This is a genomic window from Staphylococcus equorum (genome assembly GCF_029024965.1).
In the GTDB taxonomy this organism is placed as follows: domain Bacteria; phylum Bacillota; class Bacilli; order Staphylococcales; family Staphylococcaceae; genus Staphylococcus; species Staphylococcus equorum.
The window spans coordinates 2005204-2022781 of record NZ_CP118982.1 but is presented as its reverse complement, the minus strand read 5'-3'; the positions used below and the strand labels follow the sequence as shown (position 1 = coordinate 2022781).

29 protein-coding genes are annotated in these 17578 nt (G+C 29.1%); 13 read left to right on the top strand and 16 right to left on the bottom strand.

Translation table 11 applies throughout. The annotated features are described in order from the left end of the window. Positions 1-56: 56 nt before the first annotated feature. A complete protein-coding gene (locus PYW44_RS09775; RefSeq protein ID WP_021339895.1) occupies positions 57-284 on the bottom strand; it encodes a hypothetical protein in 228 nt (75 codons plus the stop codon). Between the two features lie 537 nt (positions 285-821). On the opposite strand from PYW44_RS09775, the gene PYW44_RS09770 reads away from it, so the two are divergent. Next, positions 822-1022: a cold-shock protein gene (locus PYW44_RS09770; protein WP_002508223.1), complete on the top strand. Its 201-nt coding sequence runs from the start codon at positions 822-824 to the stop codon at positions 1020-1022. A gap of 190 nt (positions 1023-1212) precedes the next feature. Here PYW44_RS09770 and PYW44_RS09765 read toward each other — a convergent pair whose 3' ends face one another. After that, positions 1213-1938: a hypothetical protein gene (locus tag PYW44_RS09765; protein ID WP_021339896.1), complete on the bottom strand. Its 726-nt coding sequence runs from the start codon at positions 1936-1938 to the stop codon at positions 1213-1215. 148 nt (positions 1939-2086) lie between these two features. Continuing rightward, entirely contained in the window at positions 2087-2359 is a 273-nt protein-coding gene (locus PYW44_RS09760) for a hypothetical protein (RefSeq protein ID WP_002508221.1), read from the bottom strand. Between the two features lie 279 nt (positions 2360-2638). Between PYW44_RS09760 and PYW44_RS09755 the strand changes: the two genes are divergently transcribed. The 5 genes from PYW44_RS09755 to PYW44_RS09735 all read left to right on the top strand — a co-directional run bounded on the left by PYW44_RS09755 (position 2639) and on the right by PYW44_RS09735 (position 5351). Then, positions 2639-3145, top strand: coding sequence for a pyrimidine dimer DNA glycosylase/endonuclease V (locus PYW44_RS09755; RefSeq protein ID WP_002508220.1), 507 nt, complete (start codon positions 2639-2641; stop codon positions 3143-3145). Further along, positions 3123-3500 (top strand): DUF1722 domain-containing protein, encoded by a 378-nt coding sequence (locus PYW44_RS09750; RefSeq protein ID WP_021339897.1) that lies wholly within the window; start codon positions 3123-3125, stop codon positions 3498-3500. The genes PYW44_RS09755 and PYW44_RS09750 overlap by 23 nt, the downstream gene beginning before the upstream one ends. Positions 3501-3511: 11 nt before the next feature. After that, positions 3512-4006, top strand: coding sequence for a TspO/MBR family protein (locus tag PYW44_RS09745; protein ID WP_021339898.1), 495 nt, complete (start codon positions 3512-3514; stop codon positions 4004-4006). A gap of 223 nt (positions 4007-4229) precedes the next feature. Next, entirely contained in the window at positions 4230-5039 is an 810-nt protein-coding gene (locus PYW44_RS09740; protein WP_002508217.1) for an alpha/beta hydrolase, read from the top strand. A gap of 129 nt (positions 5040-5168) precedes the next feature. Further along, entirely contained in the window at positions 5169-5351 is a 183-nt protein-coding gene (locus PYW44_RS09735) for a hypothetical protein (RefSeq protein ID WP_002508216.1), read from the top strand. A 98-nt stretch (positions 5352-5449) separates the two neighbouring features. On the opposite strand, the gene PYW44_RS09730 is transcribed toward PYW44_RS09735, so the two are convergent. Continuing rightward, positions 5450-5650 carry a helix-turn-helix domain-containing protein gene (locus PYW44_RS09730; RefSeq protein WP_021339899.1) on the bottom strand — a complete coding sequence of 67 codons (201 nt, stop codon included), beginning with the start codon at positions 5648-5650 and terminating at the stop codon, positions 5450-5452. 194 nt (positions 5651-5844) lie between these two features. On the opposite strand from PYW44_RS09730, the gene PYW44_RS09725 reads away from it, so the two are divergent. Then, the gene (locus PYW44_RS09725; protein ID WP_021339900.1) at positions 5845-6231 is read left to right on the top strand and encodes a VOC family protein; all 387 of its coding nucleotides are present in this window, start codon (positions 5845-5847) and stop codon (positions 6229-6231) included. 89 nt (positions 6232-6320) lie between these two features. After that, the gene (locus PYW44_RS09720; RefSeq protein ID WP_021339901.1) at positions 6321-6758 is read left to right on the top strand and encodes a GNAT family N-acetyltransferase; all 438 of its coding nucleotides are present in this window, start codon (positions 6321-6323) and stop codon (positions 6756-6758) included. A 275-nt stretch (positions 6759-7033) separates the two neighbouring features. Here the strand turns inward: PYW44_RS09720 and vraX (PYW44_RS09715) are convergent, their stop codons facing one another. After that, positions 7034-7201 (bottom strand): C1q-binding complement inhibitor VraX, encoded by a 168-nt coding sequence (gene vraX, locus PYW44_RS09715; protein WP_002508212.1) that lies wholly within the window; start codon positions 7199-7201, stop codon positions 7034-7036. Positions 7202-7664: 463 nt separating this feature from the next. Here vraX (PYW44_RS09715) and PYW44_RS09710 point away from each other — a divergent pair, with 463 nt between their 5' ends. Beyond that, positions 7665-7895 (top strand): hypothetical protein, encoded by a 231-nt coding sequence (locus PYW44_RS09710; RefSeq protein WP_021339902.1) that lies wholly within the window; start codon positions 7665-7667, stop codon positions 7893-7895. A 94-nt stretch (positions 7896-7989) separates the two neighbouring features. Here PYW44_RS09710 and vraX (PYW44_RS09705) read toward each other — a convergent pair whose 3' ends face one another. The 5 genes from vraX (PYW44_RS09705) to PYW44_RS09685 form a co-directional block, all read right to left on the bottom strand. Then, a complete protein-coding gene (vraX, locus tag PYW44_RS09705; RefSeq protein ID WP_002508210.1) occupies positions 7990-8166 on the bottom strand; it encodes a C1q-binding complement inhibitor VraX in 177 nt (58 codons plus the stop codon). A 235-nt stretch (positions 8167-8401) separates the two neighbouring features. After that, a complete protein-coding gene (locus PYW44_RS09700) occupies positions 8402-8536 on the bottom strand; it encodes a hypothetical protein (RefSeq protein ID WP_002508209.1) in 135 nt (44 codons plus the stop codon). A gap of 162 nt (positions 8537-8698) precedes the next feature. Then, positions 8699-9661, bottom strand: a complete 963-nt coding sequence (locus PYW44_RS09695) for an arsenic resistance protein (protein WP_021339903.1) — start codon at positions 9659-9661, stop codon at positions 8699-8701. 584 nt (positions 9662-10245) lie between these two features. Continuing rightward, positions 10246-10380 carry a hypothetical protein gene (locus PYW44_RS09690; protein ID WP_002508207.1) on the bottom strand — a complete coding sequence of 45 codons (135 nt, stop codon included), beginning with the start codon at positions 10378-10380 and terminating at the stop codon, positions 10246-10248. 145 nt (positions 10381-10525) lie between these two features. Next, on the bottom strand, positions 10526-10774 hold the full coding sequence (locus PYW44_RS09685; RefSeq protein ID WP_021339904.1) for a hypothetical protein: 249 nt from the start codon (positions 10772-10774) through the stop codon (positions 10526-10528). 171 nt (positions 10775-10945) lie between these two features. Here PYW44_RS09685 and PYW44_RS09680 point away from each other — a divergent pair, with 171 nt between their 5' ends. Then, positions 10946-11155, top strand: a complete 210-nt coding sequence (locus tag PYW44_RS09680; protein WP_002508205.1) for a hypothetical protein — start codon at positions 10946-10948, stop codon at positions 11153-11155. Positions 11156-11306: 151 nt separating this feature from the next. Here the strand turns inward: PYW44_RS09680 and tsaT are convergent, their stop codons facing one another. Then, a complete protein-coding gene (tsaT, locus tag PYW44_RS09675; protein WP_021339863.1) occupies positions 11307-11489 on the bottom strand; it encodes a type II toxin-antitoxin system toxin TsaT in 183 nt (60 codons plus the stop codon). A 293-nt stretch (positions 11490-11782) separates the two neighbouring features. Between tsaT and PYW44_RS09670 the strand changes: the two genes are divergently transcribed. From PYW44_RS09670 to PYW44_RS09660, 3 genes are all read left to right on the top strand, one after another. After that, positions 11783-12277, top strand: coding sequence for a hypothetical protein (locus PYW44_RS09670; RefSeq protein ID WP_226956860.1), 495 nt, complete (start codon positions 11783-11785; stop codon positions 12275-12277). A 68-nt stretch (positions 12278-12345) separates the two neighbouring features. Next, the gene (locus tag PYW44_RS09665; RefSeq protein WP_107510292.1) at positions 12346-12552 is read left to right on the top strand and encodes a TM2 domain-containing protein; all 207 of its coding nucleotides are present in this window, start codon (positions 12346-12348) and stop codon (positions 12550-12552) included. 422 nt (positions 12553-12974) lie between these two features. Beyond that, positions 12975-13190 carry a sterile alpha motif-like domain-containing protein gene (locus PYW44_RS09660; RefSeq protein ID WP_002508201.1) on the top strand — a complete coding sequence of 72 codons (216 nt, stop codon included), beginning with the start codon at positions 12975-12977 and terminating at the stop codon, positions 13188-13190. A 13-nt stretch (positions 13191-13203) separates the two neighbouring features. Here the strand turns inward: PYW44_RS09660 and PYW44_RS09655 are convergent, their stop codons facing one another. The 5 genes from PYW44_RS09655 to PYW44_RS09635 form a co-directional block, all read right to left on the bottom strand. Continuing rightward, positions 13204-13440, bottom strand: a complete 237-nt coding sequence (locus PYW44_RS09655) for a hypothetical protein (RefSeq protein ID WP_002508200.1) — start codon at positions 13438-13440, stop codon at positions 13204-13206. Between the two features lie 626 nt (positions 13441-14066). Next, on the bottom strand, positions 14067-15362 hold the full coding sequence (locus PYW44_RS09650) for a CitMHS family transporter (protein ID WP_002508198.1): 1296 nt from the start codon (positions 15360-15362) through the stop codon (positions 14067-14069). Positions 15363-15549: 187 nt separating this feature from the next. Further along, on the bottom strand, positions 15550-15816 hold the full coding sequence (locus PYW44_RS09645) for a hypothetical protein (RefSeq protein WP_021339861.1): 267 nt from the start codon (positions 15814-15816) through the stop codon (positions 15550-15552). Positions 15817-16037: 221 nt separating this feature from the next. Then, positions 16038-16574: a GNAT family N-acetyltransferase gene (locus PYW44_RS09640; protein WP_056935397.1), complete on the bottom strand. Its 537-nt coding sequence runs from the start codon at positions 16572-16574 to the stop codon at positions 16038-16040. Between the two features lie 486 nt (positions 16575-17060). After that, positions 17061-17486 (bottom strand): organic hydroperoxide resistance protein, encoded by a 426-nt coding sequence (locus PYW44_RS09635; protein ID WP_002508195.1) that lies wholly within the window; start codon positions 17484-17486, stop codon positions 17061-17063. Between the last annotated feature and the right edge of the window lie 92 nt (positions 17487-17578).

The following is a 17578-nucleotide window of genomic DNA, read 5'->3' as shown; positions in this document are numbered from 1 at the left end:
AATGGTTTGTTTATGTTCTAAAATAAACACTTGGAATTTTTGTTGTCTTTTATATTTTATAATAAAATTATAGAAATCACAAAAAATACGGCTGATAAAATAAATAAGATAGCACCAAAAAACACGAGTTTTCTAGATTGTTTTTGAATACCTAACTCATGGTTATTGTCTAATTTTTTTTCGTTGATGATTTTGCGCTCATTATTAAATTCATAAAATGAAAACAAACTAATGATCAATAGAATCAAACTAATTATGAAAGTAATAATGATTAATATGTCCATTTATGAGTTAGCTCCATCTACATTATTTGATAAAATTTCTAAGTAGCGATATATATTATTTGAAGTGGTATCTTTCGGTAAACTGTGAGTAAATACATGCCCGTTTTTAGTTTCAACAGTATAAGTGACGTGGTCAAGATTGATATTATAATTAATGATTTGCATAAATTTCTCCTCGGAAATTGAATTTATTATACAATGAATGCGTTCGTAATTTTTCGTGACTTTTTAATTGTTTTGAACGATGTATAACTAATTATATCTAATTGTACTACATATAAAGTTAATTTGTTGTAAAAAAGGTAATAAAAGCTAATTTAATTTTATATTTACTAAAATCTGATAGTTTAATTAAACTGTAGAAACACAAATTTTTATAGAAGATGTTGACAAAGCGTTATAACCATAGTATATTTGTATTCAAGTAATTTTTCATTCGGAAATTTTAAAAGTAGTCTTATTCATTGAATTTTACTCCTTTGGATTTTTTAATAACAAGTTACAAATATATGTGCTAAAGCACACGGAGGTTTTCATATGAATAAAGGTACAGTAAAATGGTTCAATGCAGATAAAGGTTTCGGTTTCATCGAAGTAGAAAATAACGACGACGTATTCGTACATTTCTCAGCTATCAATTCTGAAGGTTACAAATCATTAGAAGAAGGCGAAACAGTTGAATTCGACATCGTTGATGGCGACCGTGGTAAACAAGCTGCTAACGTTAACAAAGCATAATTTAAAATAATAAATTATCTTTAACACTCACCCTACGGGGTGGGTGTTTTTTTGTGTTAAAAAGGAAAAAAATTTAAAATAGATTATATAAATTAACGTGTTTTAACAAAAGAAGCGCCAATCCATCAAAAAGATGGATTGGCGCTTTAATTAAAGTGTAAATCGTTATATCATAAGATTTGTTATATTTTTATTCTTTATAGTGATCATATTTCCCAGAGTCGACTTCTGCTTCACGTTGCTCTATTTCATTATATACTTCTTCTGCATCATCGCCGTCGTAATAGCCTTCTTCAATTGCATGTTTGGTTTGTATTTCTCCAGATGAAAGACCACCATTGTATTTTTTGCGTAATGCATTTATATATTCATCTTCCGTTTCTGCAGAATTAATTTCAGTATTTACATCACCGGTATTTGCAGTTTCTGGATCTTCACTATTAGTTTCCATTTGTTGTTCTGGAGTTACGCAACCACCAACAGTACATTGAGTGCCGTCAGCTTTATTATATCCTACTACATCTCCATTCCCCGGAGCTTGATACCAAGTATCTCCATCAGCATCAACCATACCATTAACATTTACGCCATTCTTCATTTTTTGTGTTATTTCGTCTTTTGTTAGAGCTCTATTTTGTTGATTATTATTTTGAGTCACGTCTTGATTTAGTTCCTCATTTTCAACAGATGATTCATTACTACTTTGTGTGTCATTGCTAGTGTTATTTTGTTCCTTATTTGAAACTTTAGAGTTTGATTCATCAGACTCTTTATTTTTATCATCGTCATTCTTCTTTTTTTCTGATTTATTCTCGGAAGCTTGAGACTTTTTTTCATCAGAATTACTTTCATTTTCGTTACTACATGCTGCTAATACTAAAAAACTCATTAAAAATAAAACAAAAATCTTTTTCATTTTGCATCCCCCAATAAATAACTTAATATTTATATTGTACTATTTATTGTTGTAGAAAGTAATAAAAAGATTGAATTTTAAATATATAGCAAGAATTATTCTATGAAATTTATGTAAATAAAAAACACATCAGTAATTTTGGATGTGTTTAATCATTAAGTATTTGCAAGATTTCATCGTATTTTTGTTCGCTTAACATACCTAATGGACTTTCTTCAAATTTAAATATTAAAAAATCATCGTTTGAATTAAAAGAATTTTTAATACTTTCGTATATTTCGTTTCTTTCTAAATCACTTTTTAAAAGCCATAACCCTCTATAAATATACAAAGCATTACCCAAGGTATTTAATTTAGCAGGCAATTTTTCATAACCATATGAAATAGAATTCAAATTATACGACAATATGTATTTTGACATTAATATCAGCCTCCTATATAAGCATATCATTAACTGTAAAATAAAAGTTGGGCAAAGGTTGATATTAAGCGAATTTAGAGTAAGCTTTTACAAGAATTATAAAAAGTATTTAATTTAGTGTTCTATTTACTGAAGCTTAATTTATTTTAGAGGTAATTTAAATTGAGAGAAATAGCTCTCATTTGCATATAAATATTTAAAAGTGAATACTGTATGTAGGGATTTAAAAAATGACTTTGTTAGAGAATTCATAATCTATATAAGTAAGGGAAGATGCATATGCAAATTTTCAGAATAAGCTCAGACCATAAGAAAAGTGCACGTTTTTTAGATAATAGAAGGCTATCGAAGCAAGTATTAGAATTATATCAAATTATTAGAGTATGTTTAGCAAAGTTAAACCTTGTTGATGTAAACAGTAATTATATTAAACATCCAATTGTTGCTCATGTTTATAACAATGGCGAACCATATATTATAGATACTTTCAAAATTTTAGAATGTATGAACGAAGAGCATATTCGCCGAGGAGGAAAACGGTCTGTAGATTTTAAAAATGATATAGCACGTTTGAGAGAAATTGTTTATAAAAAAGAATATCAAAAATATTTTTCACATGAAAAACTACCTCCATTTTATGTTTTTGGTGATTATAAAGTACACGGTGAAGATGCATTTGAGTTATATCAAACATTATTATTCAATAAATGGAAAAAAGATAAAATACCGCCACGATGTGGTATTAAAAAAGGTACGGATAAATATGACACAACGTTATCAAATTGAACAGTTATGGCGTCAATATAAATATGAAGTGCTGTGGCACGACCAAAATAGTTACAATAAAATTAGAGAAAGAATGAAACAAAATCCGACATATGGAGATATAGCATCTTTGATTTCATATGCGTTAATATTAAAGCCAACTGAAGGTTCTATTATCAATGCTTATGATCATATGTGGGGGTATTTTAAAAAAATACGTAGTTCATCAGAAAATGAATTCCAGAAAAGTTTAAAATATCAATTTCAACAACATAAAATAGATGAAACTTATCTTTTAGAATTTCTCAAAAGTATGGCTTATTTTTACAACGTTGATTATATAAAACAATCTTCAATTATAAAAAATTTGAAATAGGAGGAATTATAATGGGAATGATAAAAATGTTAACGAGAACATTATTACCTTTTGTGGGTGGAAATATCATAGGCAAAATCACTGCAAAAGAAGCACCAAAAGATTATGGCAAATTTGAAAAACCACCGTATTCTCCACCACGATATGCGTTTCCTATTGTTTGGCCAATATTATATTTATGCATGGGTATAGCTTATAATTTGGTTAAAGGCAATGGAACAAATACCAAAGCAGCAACTGTTACGCATTATACTCAGCTTAGTTTGAATTTTCTATGGTCATTATTGTATTTTAAAAAGAAAGTAAGGGGCATCGCATTGATTGAGAGTTTTATTTTATTAATAGCAGTAACAACTAACGTTGTTGTATTTTTTAAAAACAAGCCTATTTCAGGTATCTTGCTTTTCCCTTATGTTCTTTGGTCTAGTTATGCCAGCTATTTAAATACTGGCAATTGGTTGTTAAATAAAGATAACCCAGAGTATTCAAATGGTCTCTGTAAATAAGATTTTAATTTAGAGTGCCAACAAAGTTTCTGACTTTGTTGGCTTTTTTTAATTAAACCATTTCTATATACTACGGAAAATAAAATATATTAGAAATTTAGGGGTATAGATATAATATGTTATTACTCATACGTGCATGAATAATCATACAGTCATGTTGTTTTAAAGAGCCGTTAGAATAAAATTGTTGAGGCGCAATAATTTAAATGAAAGGGTGGATTTTATGAATTATATAAAATATTTAAATTCTCAAGATAGTACCCGAATTTATACGAAGATTAATGATGTTAAAGAAGCACAAGCAAATATCATCGTAGTGCATGGATTAGGAGAACATTTAGATCGCTATGATGAATTAACAAGGCATTTAAATTTAAATAAATTCAATGTCATTCGATATGATCAACGAGGACATGGACGCTCAGAAGGACGTCAAACGTATTATAGTAATATGAATGAAATAGTAGAAGATTTATCAGCAGTAATTAATTATGTGGAATCGAATTTTGAGGGTAAAGTATACTTGATTGGCCATAGTATGGGAGGCTATACAGTGACATTATTTGGTACGCAATATCCCAATGCAGTAGATGGCATAATCACTTCGGGGGGATTAACACGTTATAATATTAAATTATTTGGTGAGCTAGATAGAAGTATGTCTCCATATGAATATGTAGAAAATGAATTAAGTGATGGATTATGTTCTGACCAAACAGTTGTTGAAAAGTATAAATTAGATGATTTAAATGCGAAACAAATATCCATGGGGCTCATTTATACATTACTTGATGGTGTTGAGTATTTAAAAAATAACGCAAAGCAGTTCAAGGATAATATATTAATGTTACATGGTAAAGAAGACGGTTTAGTTAGTTATAAGGACTCAATTCAATTATATAATGAAATAGGCTCAGAGCATAAATCTATTCATATTTATGACGGCTTGCAACACGAAATATTTAACGAATCTTCTTATAACAAAAGTATATTTAATGAAATTGTAGATTGGCTAAATTATGAACTAAAATAGCTTTGGAATTTTAAAGTATACATCATTATTATTGCTCAATACTTTATTAACTATCAGGAAATGTTTGTTTTGAACTATTGAACATTTTACAATAAGTGTAGAAGTCATGTTTAAGGAGAGAAATTATTTATGATGATAAAAACATTGCATATGCAATATGAAGAGGGTTTTGAAGCTTTCGATGAACGAGTGAACGAATTCCTACAAGAAGTTAGTGAAAAGCAACATTGGGATCTTGTGAGCGTTACACCATCTGTTACAAATAGTTTGGAAGGTGTAGATTATTTTATTACCGTCGTATTTAAAAAATAAAAGTGGAAAACGATTGTTGTTTCCCACTTTATTATAACTAAGAACGTTATTCGAATTTCTGTCCCTTAATGCGTACTTAGCTTAATATAACAATAGCATTATGCACTAAATGTCTGTTTAGAAACATTAAAATAATCTGCGAGAATGGCAATATCGTTTTCTGAAACACGACGGTATCCATTTTCCCAATCCCAAACCTGACAAATTCTAAAATCTTTGCCATAGTTATTATTTAAATTAACAACTAATCTAGAGATACTTAAATTATATTTTTCACGTAAATCATTTAGTACTTTCACAATTAATCACTCCCAAACGAGTTGTAATAAAATCCGTATTTAATTGTAGTATACACACTATTTATTTTCAAATCAGTGAACTTATAAAGGCGTTATCATATACTGGTATTATGCAATTTAGCTTGGTAAATAAGAGCAGGATTAGAATGTATTAATAATAAAAAATTCGAAAAAGAGAGATAAGGTGGATTCATATGAAAATTATTGCTATGAGTATTTTTGTTGATAATCAAGATAAAGCGAAACAATTCTATACTGAAAAATTAGGATTCGAACTGAAACATGATATTGAAATGGGCGGGGAATTTAAATGGTTGACCGTAAAAGAAAATAATTCTAATAATCCAGTTGAAATAGTGTTAGAACCTAATGTGAGTGAGATTGCCAAAAATTATCAAGAAGGTTTATATAGTGCTGGTATACCCGTAACTATGTTTGGTGTTGAAAATATGGAAGCATCACATGAGCGTTTAGTTAATTTAGGTGTCGAGTTTCATACTAAACCTAAGGTAGTTGATGGCACCAAACTTGCGGTTATAAAAGATACTTGTGGTAATTTAATTCAACTTATAGAACAATAATATATGATGAAAGACACTGTAACCGACTACTGAACTATTACCATTAATATTAATTTAGTTTATTTTCTAAGAATTATAGGAGGTGTTTTATGGAATTAGTAGTTAAACGGACAAAAGATTTATCAAATATTGAACTATTACATATTTTAGAAGAAAGAATAAAAGTATTCGTAGTAGAGCAAAAATGTGCATACCAAGAAATAGATAAAGACGACGAGGAAGCTTTGCATATTATATTGAAGGATGAAAACCATATTGCTGCATACACGCGTATTGTTGATCGCCAGTCGCATATTAGCTTCGGAAGGGTGCTAGTGGCACAAAACTATAGAATGCGAGGCTTTGGGCGTAACATTGTACAGAAAACAATAGATATTATAAATGAAAAATATAGTGGATCACTCATCAGTATTTCGGGGCAAGCCTATTTAAAATCATTTTATGAATCATTTGGTTTTAAAGGTGTTTCTGATATTTATTTAGAAGACGATATTCCACATATTAAATTTGAAATGATGGTAAGATAATAAGAAGGTTTAATAAACGAAATGTGTTTGAACTGTTTAAATTTAATACAAAACGGATTAGATAGATTTAAAAAAAGTAGCTTCCGAAATGGAAACTACTCTTTTAAATTTAACTAGGGTTTACCTAGATGTAATTTCGGTCTTTTTGAACTCATCGTCTTTAGAAAAATCATTTAGAAAGACTTTTTTTCAAACAAATGTGATAGCCCCTTAATGTTTGTTTGAATATCTCCGGTTGATACACCAACTTAAATGCATATCCTTTAGCTTCTGATTTATTGTTTTTTCATTTTATCAATATCTTGAGAAACTAACATTAATAATTCTTCAGTTTCAGAGTCCGTTAAATCATCAGAACCTTTAATTCTTATAACAGAACCTTTATCTGTTTTAACATGATAGATAGGCTCGTCATCTTTATAAACTTTGCGTAGTACTTCCATTTCATCACCCTTTTTTATCTGAAACAATTCAATATAATTAGTAACACATAATGGTTAAAAGTAAAGAATTGAGTTGTTATCGTAACTAGCAATCATTTTTATAAAATAAATTGCTAGTTATTAATACTTTAACTATAGGATAACTTTTTGTTGGATTCATTTCCAACAGTATGATTAATTTTATTTAAATTTATTAATATTTACATATATTGCTATATTCTTCATTGATAAATCAATTATAAGTTCAAATAAATAATTTGAGAACGATTTACAAAATTTAGTTATTTAGGTTTTTATTATATAAAAACGGGTAAATATAACTAAGCACAAGAAGTCCTCCAAACTTTAGTGTGGAATATATTTTCGATTCGAGATTTCACGCCACTTTTCGAAGTGGCGTATTTCTTTTATAATAGCGATAAGTTATATTAATAGTATCATTTAAATTAAAAGGATGTAAAAGATGAAATTACTCAATATACTATCATTGGTTTGTAGCATATTTATAGCATTGATCATTGTTTATGGTGTGATTATGATGGTTGGTGATGCCATGGGTATTACAACTTTTAATGGTCAATTACTCATTGTAGGGCTATCATTAGTCTTACTTAGTGGATTAGTCGGAAAGCAAAAACCTAGATTATCTATGCTTATATTATTTGTAGGTTTTATTATAGTTGTTATGAATTAATGTATATAAAGATACAGTCCAATAAGTTGAATTTAATTCAATTTATTGGACTGTATTTTATTTGAATAAACACGAGTGGTGTATAGCTTTTCCGTTATTCAATATTATTTTTTAATTTTTCGTCCATGTCTTTAGCAACGGCAGTTAATAAGTGAGTTATTTCAGTTTTATTCGATTTGTCATCAGTTTTGACTTTAATTAATAGACCTAAGTTTGTCTTTATATGATAAATAGGTGCCTTGTTTTCATATACTTTTCTTAGAATTTGCATCTTTATCACCTCATCAAATAGAAATACGAAAGTGCAAGAAAGAGGAAATCAAAAACTTTTGAGTGTAAAATGTTACCTAACGATTATATTAAAGCATTTTTGATCAAATAGGAAATAATTGGATTTTAAAAAGGGTGATTAAACGATATAAAAAGACTGAGAAATGTATATATGAACTCAGCCTCGCTTTATCTATTTCTATAATGATTTGATAGAATTGCAATGTAAAAAATGATTAAAATTGATCGTTTGTTCTATCTTCTTCAACAATATATTCATCTGTGCCGTAATCAGTAGATGTACTTAATATAGATTTTACTAATAGTGAAAATGAAACAATACCTAATGAGACTAAGGCAATTTTTTTCATAACATCAAGCTCCTCTTTGTTAGATAGTTTACCATACAGCCATACTGACAAACGAATATATATATGATGAGTTTGTTAGTATTTTTATTAATTATACTAAAAAAATGAGTTGTTAAATATCTAAATATAGGATTAGCGACACCAATATTCAATTTTAATTGTTTATTTTATAAGCTTAGGAATAACTTTAATGTAAACAAGCTCACCAATGAGTTCGGTTAATGTTTGAGTAATAATGACTATTGTAGTGATGGTTATCCAATGGTTTGGTAAGGAAAGGGCAAGAGGTAACACAACCAATGCGTTTCTCGTACTAGTACTGAAAGCTAATGTTCTTAAATTCGGAATATCTAAACGGAATAACTTTCCACAAAATAAGCCTATTATAGGTGCAATAATCATAAAACAGATATAAATAGGCACAACAGTTAATACAATATTTAAATCATTCGTAATCTTGTTTATTTGTGAACCGACGACTGAAAAAAGTACGAGTGACATAAAGAGTTCCGGTAACCATGCAGTAAGATTTAAGACACGATTCATAGAGTTAGATTTTTTACTGAGCAGTTGTAATAATAATGCGAGCATCAAAGGAATAATAATGAATGTGAAAAAAGCATTAATAAATGGTGCTACATCAATGATTGATAAGATTTCATTATGTAAAAAAATAGTAAAATAAACGGGCAGTAGAATAATTTGTAATACAAATAATATAGGTGTAGAAATAAGCATACGCTGTGCATTTCCTTTTCCTAATGCGGTGAAGACGATAACGTAATCAATACACGGTGTTAACAGTACGAGATATAGCCCAATTAATATTGGAGCAGAACTAACTTCAAATAATTGTATTAAAGCAAAAACAAAAATAGGTATGATTATAAAGTTAGATAAAATTAATGCAATTATATATTTCGTGGTAAAAAGATTTTGGCGAATATTGAAAAAAGGAATTTGTGAAAACATGCTAAACATTAAAATACCAATAAAAATTGAAACCACAGACTCTAGAAAAACAGAAAATATTTGTGAGGATAAACCAGCTAATATACCCAGCACAAGTGCTACAAAATATATATAAATTTGATAGTGTTCAATTTTACTTTTAAAGTGTTGCATAATGACCTCGCTTTTAGATGATGTATACAAATTAATTATAACTTAATGTGATACTCTATGAAATTTAATATACGCATTTGACGATATAATAAGTTTTTGATTGTATAGGCAACTTTTATTTTGATATAATAACCAAGGCATGTCTTAGGGCATGATAGAATTTAACGGAGATGGGTTTTCTACGTGTCCTTTGACATGTGAAGATTCATAACTCCCGTTATAGTCAAAAGCCCCTTTAATTAGGGGTTTTTTAAGTGATCAGCAAAGCCTTGTGGGTTTTGTTGTTTTTTAATTTTTAATCCTCAATTTATAAATTCGAAGTGGCTGATTGAATTGAAAATGGGCTTATAGCAAACCTTTAAAGAACTACTACTTCAATTATGAAGACAAGTAGCTCTTGCATTCCATTTTACAGTCAGCATAGCCAGGCTAGGTTCATACGACGAAATCTTGTTGAAAAATTAGATTTCTGTCCCACTCTAAAATACAATTGTGATTTTAAAGTAAAAAGTTTAAGTTTTAACACAAAACTCATAATCGCTAAGCTATATTAATAGCGATTATGAGTACAGTTAATTTCCATATTAAGATTTTTGTTTATCTTGTATGCTAACTTTATTTTCGACTTTTTCGTCAGTTGAGTTGTCTACACTTAATAATAATGCTCGTACTATAAGTGCACCAGTTAATAGTAAAAGTAAATTTTTGAATAATTTCATAATTATCACTCACCCGTCTTTATTAAAACGACTTAAATATAGCAACATATTTTTAATACATAATTGCCTTATTAATATAATACCCTTTCTACAATATTGTAATTGGCATTTTACACAAATTGTAGAAAGGGCTTAGTCTAAAAAATTAAACGTCAATGATTTTAAGTTGTGATTGTGTTTCATTAATTTCTATTTTTAGATTTTTACTATTATTTTCTACAGTAGTGCTAATTACTTCACCATTTTGTATAGAAAAATGAACTTGGCTTAAGATACCCATTGCATAGTCATTAATTGGGCTGACCAATGAAATAGAATTGGCATCTTCCTGTATTACAAATTGTTTCTGACTTTGATTAATAATCTCCCATTGAGGTAAGTATGTTAACTTCAAAATTAACCCTCCTAATTGTTGTTGTTCAAAAATTATTATTTAATTTTCATTATAAACTATATTGCTGAAAATGGTATTAAACACAACTGAAAGTAAATGCGACTCATTTAGTTAAAATGTTAATTACAGGGAATAACAATATTGAAGAAATTGTTTAATAGAGGTGATGTTATGAATATTCTGATAGCAATAATATTAAGTCTTGTATTCGCATTTTTAGGAACAATGCCATTTTTATTTGTAAATACGAGATTGCACGAAAATGTTAACCATTCAAGTGAAGAGGTTCGTCATGAGAAAAGGAGAGCGTATAAACGCTTTATATACTTTTTTATTTTAGGAATAGCTATGTTAACAATTTATCATTTTCTGACTGATTAATTACGATTCCACCAGATTTATATCGAAAATTTAGTTTTATAATTGTACATGTAAATTAGGTTTATAATTTTATGAGAAATTAAAAAAGTCCTGATCACAACGCGAATAATCTTTAAGAGATTATTCGCGTTGTGATCAGGACTTAATTCGATTAACTGAATATAATTGAGCATAAAATACCAGCGACACCTATAATAATTAACATAAATGTTGCTCCAAGTAATGATTCTTTAGCTTGCTGAGACTTTTTGTTTTTGTAAGTGATAAGTAACGCGATACCACATACTAGAAAAACTAATGATAACCAGAATATAATCATGAAATGTAGACTCAAAGCACTAGACCTCCTTTAATATAAAAGTTGAATTGCCAATGATTTAAGACATAATATTATTGCTTTTTGTAATTTTAAATGTAGTAAATATAATTTTTATTATAACATTATAAGTTTATCACTAAATACTTAACAGCAATAGTGTAAATATTTATATAGAATATATTGAGTCACAATCAAATGGATGAGTACCGTTTGATTAATTAAAAGTTTCAAAAGATAAAATTAGGAAAGATAATACTATACAATTTAAATAACGATTTTCTGGAAGGGGTGGTTATATATTGGAAAATATGAATGTGAACTTAGAAGAAACTAAAGAAGCAGTTAATAATTTAAAGTCCAAGGATTACTCTGATAATAAACAACAATATGATGAAACTGAAACCAAAATTATAAAACAAAAAGACTATATACGAAATAAGCTCATGCCTGATAACAAACAAGAAGATGAACGTATCAAAGAAATAGCGAGTAAACTTAGTTCGCATATAAAAGTAGCCTTTGATGAATTTGACAATGTGGATGAAGTTATTGGATATTTAACACCGACGTTTCAAAGGGGAAAAGTTGATAAAGCATATGGACGTGCATTATTACTTATGGAAGAAAATACATTGATTGAGCAAGTGAAAGTCCATTTTGATGACCACAAAATAAATGCTAAATTGATGGATTATATTTTGACTGAATTAATAGAGTTAAGTAATGAAATTATGCCAAATGAATATAGTGAAATTTTGACAATTGAGAGATCGTATTTTGAACTATTATATAGCGATAATTAATATTATTTAATTAATTAAGTAGTTTGATGTATAATGAAAGTAAATTAATTATGCGAGGAGATTTAGCTATGAATGAAGTAAATAAAGTGATTTATATTGTATTAGCATTGTTTCTAGGTAGCTTTGGTATTCATAAATTCTACGCTAGGAAAACTGGCGTAGGGATTTTATATCTAGTATTTTGTTGGACAGGTATTCCTCAAATATTAGCGATTATTGGTGCTATCCTTACATTATTGAAACCAGCTGATCAGAACGGTAATGTATTAGTATAAGTAATATGAATATAAATAAGTCTAGGCTAGCAATCCTAGACTTATTAAATGGCTGTTAGAATTCTACGGAAATCTAACAGTCATTTTTTCGTTCAAAATATATGAGTATAATGGACGCAAAAGGGTGTTAATTCTAATTCTTGGCATATCATAAAAAGTAATCATTTATTTTTTAAATTAAAAAACTGCTTACAAAACACGCAATTTTGCAGGCAGTTTATAATGTTTACTTTAAATTAAAAAAACTTTATAAAGTTTACATTTCCGAATTAAATATAGCCATAACAACAATTCTTTTTAATTTTTTAAATAATAAAAAGAATCGTGGTAGACAAATAACTTATATTTGATATGATTAGACAAAAGTACGATATGGTAAATCATGTAACGATTTAAAAATATATAAAATCGAGGTAATGCTTATGACATTTTATGATTTTGTAATTAGTTTTATAGAAGACGATACACCTCTTGGACAACTCGCTCACAAAATTAAAAGGGATAATAATTTCCCTAAAGATGCAACTAGCTATAATGAATTAAACTCGTATTTTTATAGTAATTATATAGATCATGAAATGTTAGCTTCTGCTAAACGGGCGCTGAGTTTATATCTTAATAATATAAGCATAGCTTAATATATTTAGTAATCTATGTTTCGTAATACCAGTTTTGTTTGTTTAAAGCATCTTTAATATCTTTTGTTTTAAAATTAATTTCATTATTTCTAATAGAGAATGGTTCAAGTATACTTTGAGCCATCCATGAATTAATAAGCTCTCTAGGTAATCCATCTAATTCCATATCAGTCTTACTGACGACAAAACATTCCCAATCAAGTGAAACTTTCGAAGGATTAATATAATTACACTCTTTGAGCTGATTCATAAATAACACTCCTTAATATTGTAAATCCGACATTAAGTTTTACCCATGTATGATATGGGTAAAACGATAATTGTGAAATAAATGAAATTTAATCGTATTTTTTAGCTATATAATTTTAAAGTTAATAAACAAGTAATTCAAATAAATAATACTTGATGACGTGTAACGCAATGGGTTATGCGTTTTCTTTTTATATACCCGCTTTTTAGTATGTGTTAATCAAAAAATATGAATATTACTAAATAAAAAAACTGGAAGCACTCAAAAGAGTGTTTCCAGTCATAGCGTTGAAAAAACTTACGACTTTATGAGCAGCTTTTAGTACATGCTTTTCGCGTGCACGGCCTCATCCTGTAGTCTTCGGCTAGTGCTTTTCCCGCAGGAGGCAGCCCAAATCACTGCCATTTTTAAACAAAAACAAAACGTTAGATTATTCATTGATTGAACTTATATAAAGGACAATATAGATACTAATGAAGATAACTAAATTAATTAACAAATATTTTAACATAGAAAAGCAGCAATCCATTAGAAACTAATAGATTGCTGCTTTTAATTTGAGAATGGGATATTTATGTTCCAGGCTCTTAATTTCAAACGTTGTTATACACGTCAAAAAAATAATTCTACCAAGGTATAATACCGAGAATACAAGCGACTAGAATCATAAATAAACTTGATCCTATTGCCCATTTGATAACAATACGTTGGTTTTGTCCATATTCAATATCTAGCATACCGACTAGTAAATAACCGGCAGCATACAGTGGACTTAATACGTGAAGCGGTTGTCCTAATACTGAAGCTCTGGCCATATCTACTTTAGATATACCAAATTGTTGTGCTGATTCAGCAAGAATTGGTAATACGCCATAATAGAATGGATCGTTAGCCATAAAGTAAGTGAAAGGCCCACTTAGTATGGCAGTAATTAAAGCAAAATGATTACCTAAAGCATCAGGAATAATTTGCACTAATGTATTTGCCATTTCATCAACCATATGTGTACCATCCATAACACCCGTAAAGATACCAGATGCAAAAACAAGGCTTATTACTGATAGTACATCGCCAGCATGCTTTTTAATTACTGAATTTTGAATACTTAGGTTTGGATAATTGAGTACAACTGCAACACCGAACCAAAGCATGAACATAACTGGAATAGGCAACAGACCAATCACAAGACAAACAATTAATGAAATTGTTAAAATTGCGTTTGGTATGAGCATTTTAGGTCTTTTTAATAATGACTCTTCTTTCGTATCTGTAGGTCTTACATCATCTAAATCAATATGTGTATTAGAAGTAATGTATTTTTTTGCACGTTTACCTAATATGTATGCTACGGCAAAAGCAAAAACGATACCTGCAATCATTGCAGGAATAATAGGTATGAAAACTTCCTCAGTGGTAACCTGTAAAGATGAAATTGCTCGTGCTGTCGGGCCACCCCAAGGTAACATGTTCATAACCCCAATTGATAGTAGTGCTAAGGTTGAAAGTGTATATAAGCTCATGCCAATTTTTTTATATAGTGGCATCATTGCAGTTACAGTTATAATGAATGTAGTAGTGCCATCGCCGTCTAATGCGACCATAGAAGCTAGGACAACAGTACCCATTGCAATTTTAACTGGATCCCCTTTAACTACTTTAATAATTTGATTGATGACAGGTTCGAATAACCCGGCATCGATCATGACACCAAAATATAAAATGGCGAACGTGAGCATAATACCTGTTGGTGCAACTGTTTCAATGCCTTTAAGCATGTATTCGCCAAGACCAGAGTAGAAACCGCCAATCAAAGCAAAAACAGTTGGTACAACAATCAATGCTGTTAATGCTGACATTTTACGTGACATGATTAATATCAAGAAAACGATAATCATAATGAAACCTAATAAAGCTAAATTCATATGTTTGACTCCCCCCCATCTGTCTAATTATAGCGCTTTCATTTGATTTGTAAAATGAAAAATAAAAACTTATATAAAAACTTTCTAAAGAATTAATTTTAAAATAAAAGTGCATCTATTGATAAATTTGAATTTAACAATAGATGCACTTGATAGTAAATAGATGAAGTTATGTATAAAAAGAAAGCTAACCTAAAAAACCCATTACATATGTTTTCCACATTGGATAACTCATTAGAATAAATGCGAAGATGGATACGAACATAGCAAAGATATTAGCTACACGATCGCCACGTATACAAGCGTATAGGTTAAATAATAAAACACCTAAGATAAACAAAGCGCCTGCTAATATTGCCATATCGCCTTCTAACACTTTGTTAACAGCTAGTAAAGGTGTAGCTAAAGTGATTAATGATAAGAACAAAGATAGTAATGTAGTAGCATATTTCAATTTGTTCAGTCCTTTCTATAATTGGAAAGATGATATTTTAATGTGCATATGTAGATTGTAAGTATGACTTATTAAAATAATATTTCTAAATGCTTTTGATTGCAAGCCATTATAGGAAAACTTTTGAAAAATTACTTTAACTCGATGATTTTGCTACATAAAGCGAGCTATTGTGATTATGAAATAAATATAACGTTATTTTATATACAGGTATCAACTATTTAATTAAATAGTTCTAAATCATTGCCTTTAAAGTAATATATTAACCAATGTTCATCGACGTAATAGTCCTCATATTTTCTAGCATGTTCCTCTAAAAAGAGTGTGTCAAAGTTGAGATTACTGAAAAATACTTTTCCACTAATGTTATTAGAAATGAGTGAAGTTAATAAGATTTCTATTTCTTTGTCATGGCATATTTGGAAAATATGGCGCATTAACAATTTAGAGATATAATCTCTTGAATGATCATCATGACCTTGTACACACATGTTTTCCATTATTGCTTTATGAGATAAGCTATATTTTTGTTTGTGAATTAAAGTAGCCGCACCAACTAATTCATCTTGTTCAAAGGCACCAAGCACTGCATAATCTGATGTTTGTGAAGAAAGTAATTTTTGTATATTTAATTCAACTAAGCATTTGTCATTTTGCAATTTCCATGCAAATACTTCAAGTTCTTTGTGGATGCCCTTTAATAAAAAAGCGCGATAAATAGATGAATCTTCACTTGTTAAGTAACGTATATCTGTCATTGAATGCCTCCTAAACTGTACAAAGTATATATAATAAAATAATTAATATTCTGATATTTTATTTATAATACTATAGTAAAAGAAGTGATTGGGCAACTTTTCCATTTGCTTATGTCAAAAATATAATTAACTTAAAATTCCTTGGATTAATAAATTCATCGCTTTAAATTTATTTTTAATTAAATTTAAAATTTAAAGAATTGAAATTCATTTGATGGATTATGATATAATATAGTGGTATATACTAAAGTGGAGGCAAGACTTTTGGAGGCATTAATTATAATTATTGTTTCTCTGACAGCACTTATCCTGGTTTCTTTTGCAATTTTAGTTGTTTATTTTTTCACTCAATTTAGTGATGATGACAATTAAATACCTAGACAGAGAATACTAAAGACATCAAGAAATAAGAGGGCAGAAACATCAAAACACAAAATAACCCCCAGGCTCGAAATAGAGTCTAGGGGTTAAATATTATATTAAATACTAGTCAACAACTTCTACGTTTAAATCAACGTCAATGTTGCCACGTGTAGCTTTTGAATATGGACAAAATTCGTGTGCGTCTTGTAAATATTTTTCAGCGTCTTCTTGAGATAATACGCTTTTAACTTTAGCATCAATTGAAACGCTCAATTTAGGGCTTTCAGCATCTGGATCATCTTCTAAACGCACAGTTAGAGTTACTTCTGGTTCAGCATCTCTCACTTTGTTTTGTTTTAAGATTAAATCGAATGCACCGTTAAAGCATGAGGCATAACCTGCTGCGAATAATTGCTCAGGGTTTGTACCTTTTTCAGCGTCAGCTTGTGCTGGTGGAATAACCGCTACATCGATTGCTTTATCATCTGTTTGAACGTGTCCGTTACGGCCACCTGTATTTGTTGCTTTAGTTTCATAATTTACTGCCATTTTATTACCTCCTTAATGACTTACTATTACTGTATACCCGAAGAATTATTTTTAAATCATATAAAATTCATTCTTTGATTAATACTGCCATT

Bases quoted from the DNA above. Each gene is read 5' to 3' on its own strand.
- PYW44_RS09680 (WP_002508205.1), top strand. From the start codon at position 10,946: ATGAATATTCTGATAGCAATAATATTAAGTCTTGTATTCGCATTTTTA.
- PYW44_RS09660 (WP_002508201.1), top strand. From the start codon at position 12,975: ATGACATTTTATGATTTTGTAATTAGTTTTATAGAAGACGATACACCT.
- PYW44_RS09640 (WP_056935397.1), bottom strand. From the start codon at position 16,574: ATGACAGATATACGTTACTTAACAAGTGAAGATTCATCTATTTATCGC.
- PYW44_RS09695 (WP_021339903.1), bottom strand. From the start codon at position 9,661: ATGCAACACTTTAAAAGTAAAATTGAACACTATCAAATTTATATATAT.
- PYW44_RS09750 (WP_021339897.1), top strand. From the start codon at position 3,123: ATGACACAACGTTATCAAATTGAACAGTTATGGCGTCAATATAAATAT.
- PYW44_RS09735 (WP_002508216.1), top strand. From the start codon at position 5,169: ATGATGATAAAAACATTGCATATGCAATATGAAGAGGGTTTTGAAGCT.
- PYW44_RS09775 (WP_021339895.1), bottom strand. From the start codon at position 284: ATGGACATATTAATCATTATTACTTTCATAATTAGTTTGATTCTATTG.
- vraX (WP_002508210.1), bottom strand. From the start codon at position 8,166: ATGCAAATTCTAAGAAAAGTATATGAAAACAAGGCACCTATTTATCAT.
- PYW44_RS09740 (WP_002508217.1), top strand. From the start codon at position 4,230: ATGAATTATATAAAATATTTAAATTCTCAAGATAGTACCCGAATTTAT.
- PYW44_RS09765 (WP_021339896.1), bottom strand. From the start codon at position 1,938: ATGAAAAAGATTTTTGTTTTATTTTTAATGAGTTTTTTAGTATTAGCA.
- PYW44_RS09755 (WP_002508220.1), top strand. From the start codon at position 2,639: ATGCAAATTTTCAGAATAAGCTCAGACCATAAGAAAAGTGCACGTTTT.
- PYW44_RS09665 (WP_107510292.1), top strand. From the start codon at position 12,346: ATGAATGAAGTAAATAAAGTGATTTATATTGTATTAGCATTGTTTCTA.
- PYW44_RS09760 (WP_002508221.1), bottom strand. From the start codon at position 2,359: ATGTCAAAATACATATTGTCGTATAATTTGAATTCTATTTCATATGGT.
- PYW44_RS09710 (WP_021339902.1), top strand. From the start codon at position 7,665: ATGAAATTACTCAATATACTATCATTGGTTTGTAGCATATTTATAGCA.
- PYW44_RS09770 (WP_002508223.1), top strand. From the start codon at position 822: ATGAATAAAGGTACAGTAAAATGGTTCAATGCAGATAAAGGTTTCGGT.
- PYW44_RS09690 (WP_002508207.1), bottom strand. From the start codon at position 10,380: ATGAAATTATTCAAAAATTTACTTTTACTATTAACTGGTGCACTTATA.
- vraX (WP_002508212.1), bottom strand. From the start codon at position 7,201: ATGGAAGTACTACGCAAAGTTTATAAAGATGACGAGCCTATCTATCAT.
- PYW44_RS09655 (WP_002508200.1), bottom strand. From the start codon at position 13,440: ATGAATCAGCTCAAAGAGTGTAATTATATTAATCCTTCGAAAGTTTCA.
- PYW44_RS09700 (WP_002508209.1), bottom strand. From the start codon at position 8,536: ATGAAAAAAATTGCCTTAGTCTCATTAGGTATTGTTTCATTTTCACTA.
- PYW44_RS09745 (WP_021339898.1), top strand. From the start codon at position 3,512: ATGGGAATGATAAAAATGTTAACGAGAACATTATTACCTTTTGTGGGT.
- PYW44_RS09650 (WP_002508198.1), bottom strand. From the start codon at position 15,362: ATGAATTTAGCTTTATTAGGTTTCATTATGATTATCGTTTTCTTGATA.
- PYW44_RS09635 (WP_002508195.1), bottom strand. From the start codon at position 17,486: ATGGCAGTAAATTATGAAACTAAAGCAACAAATACAGGTGGCCGTAAC.
- PYW44_RS09725 (WP_021339900.1), top strand. From the start codon at position 5,845: ATGAAAATTATTGCTATGAGTATTTTTGTTGATAATCAAGATAAAGCG.
- PYW44_RS09670 (WP_226956860.1), top strand. From the start codon at position 11,783: ATGAATGTGAACTTAGAAGAAACTAAAGAAGCAGTTAATAATTTAAAG.
- PYW44_RS09720 (WP_021339901.1), top strand. From the start codon at position 6,321: ATGGAATTAGTAGTTAAACGGACAAAAGATTTATCAAATATTGAACTA.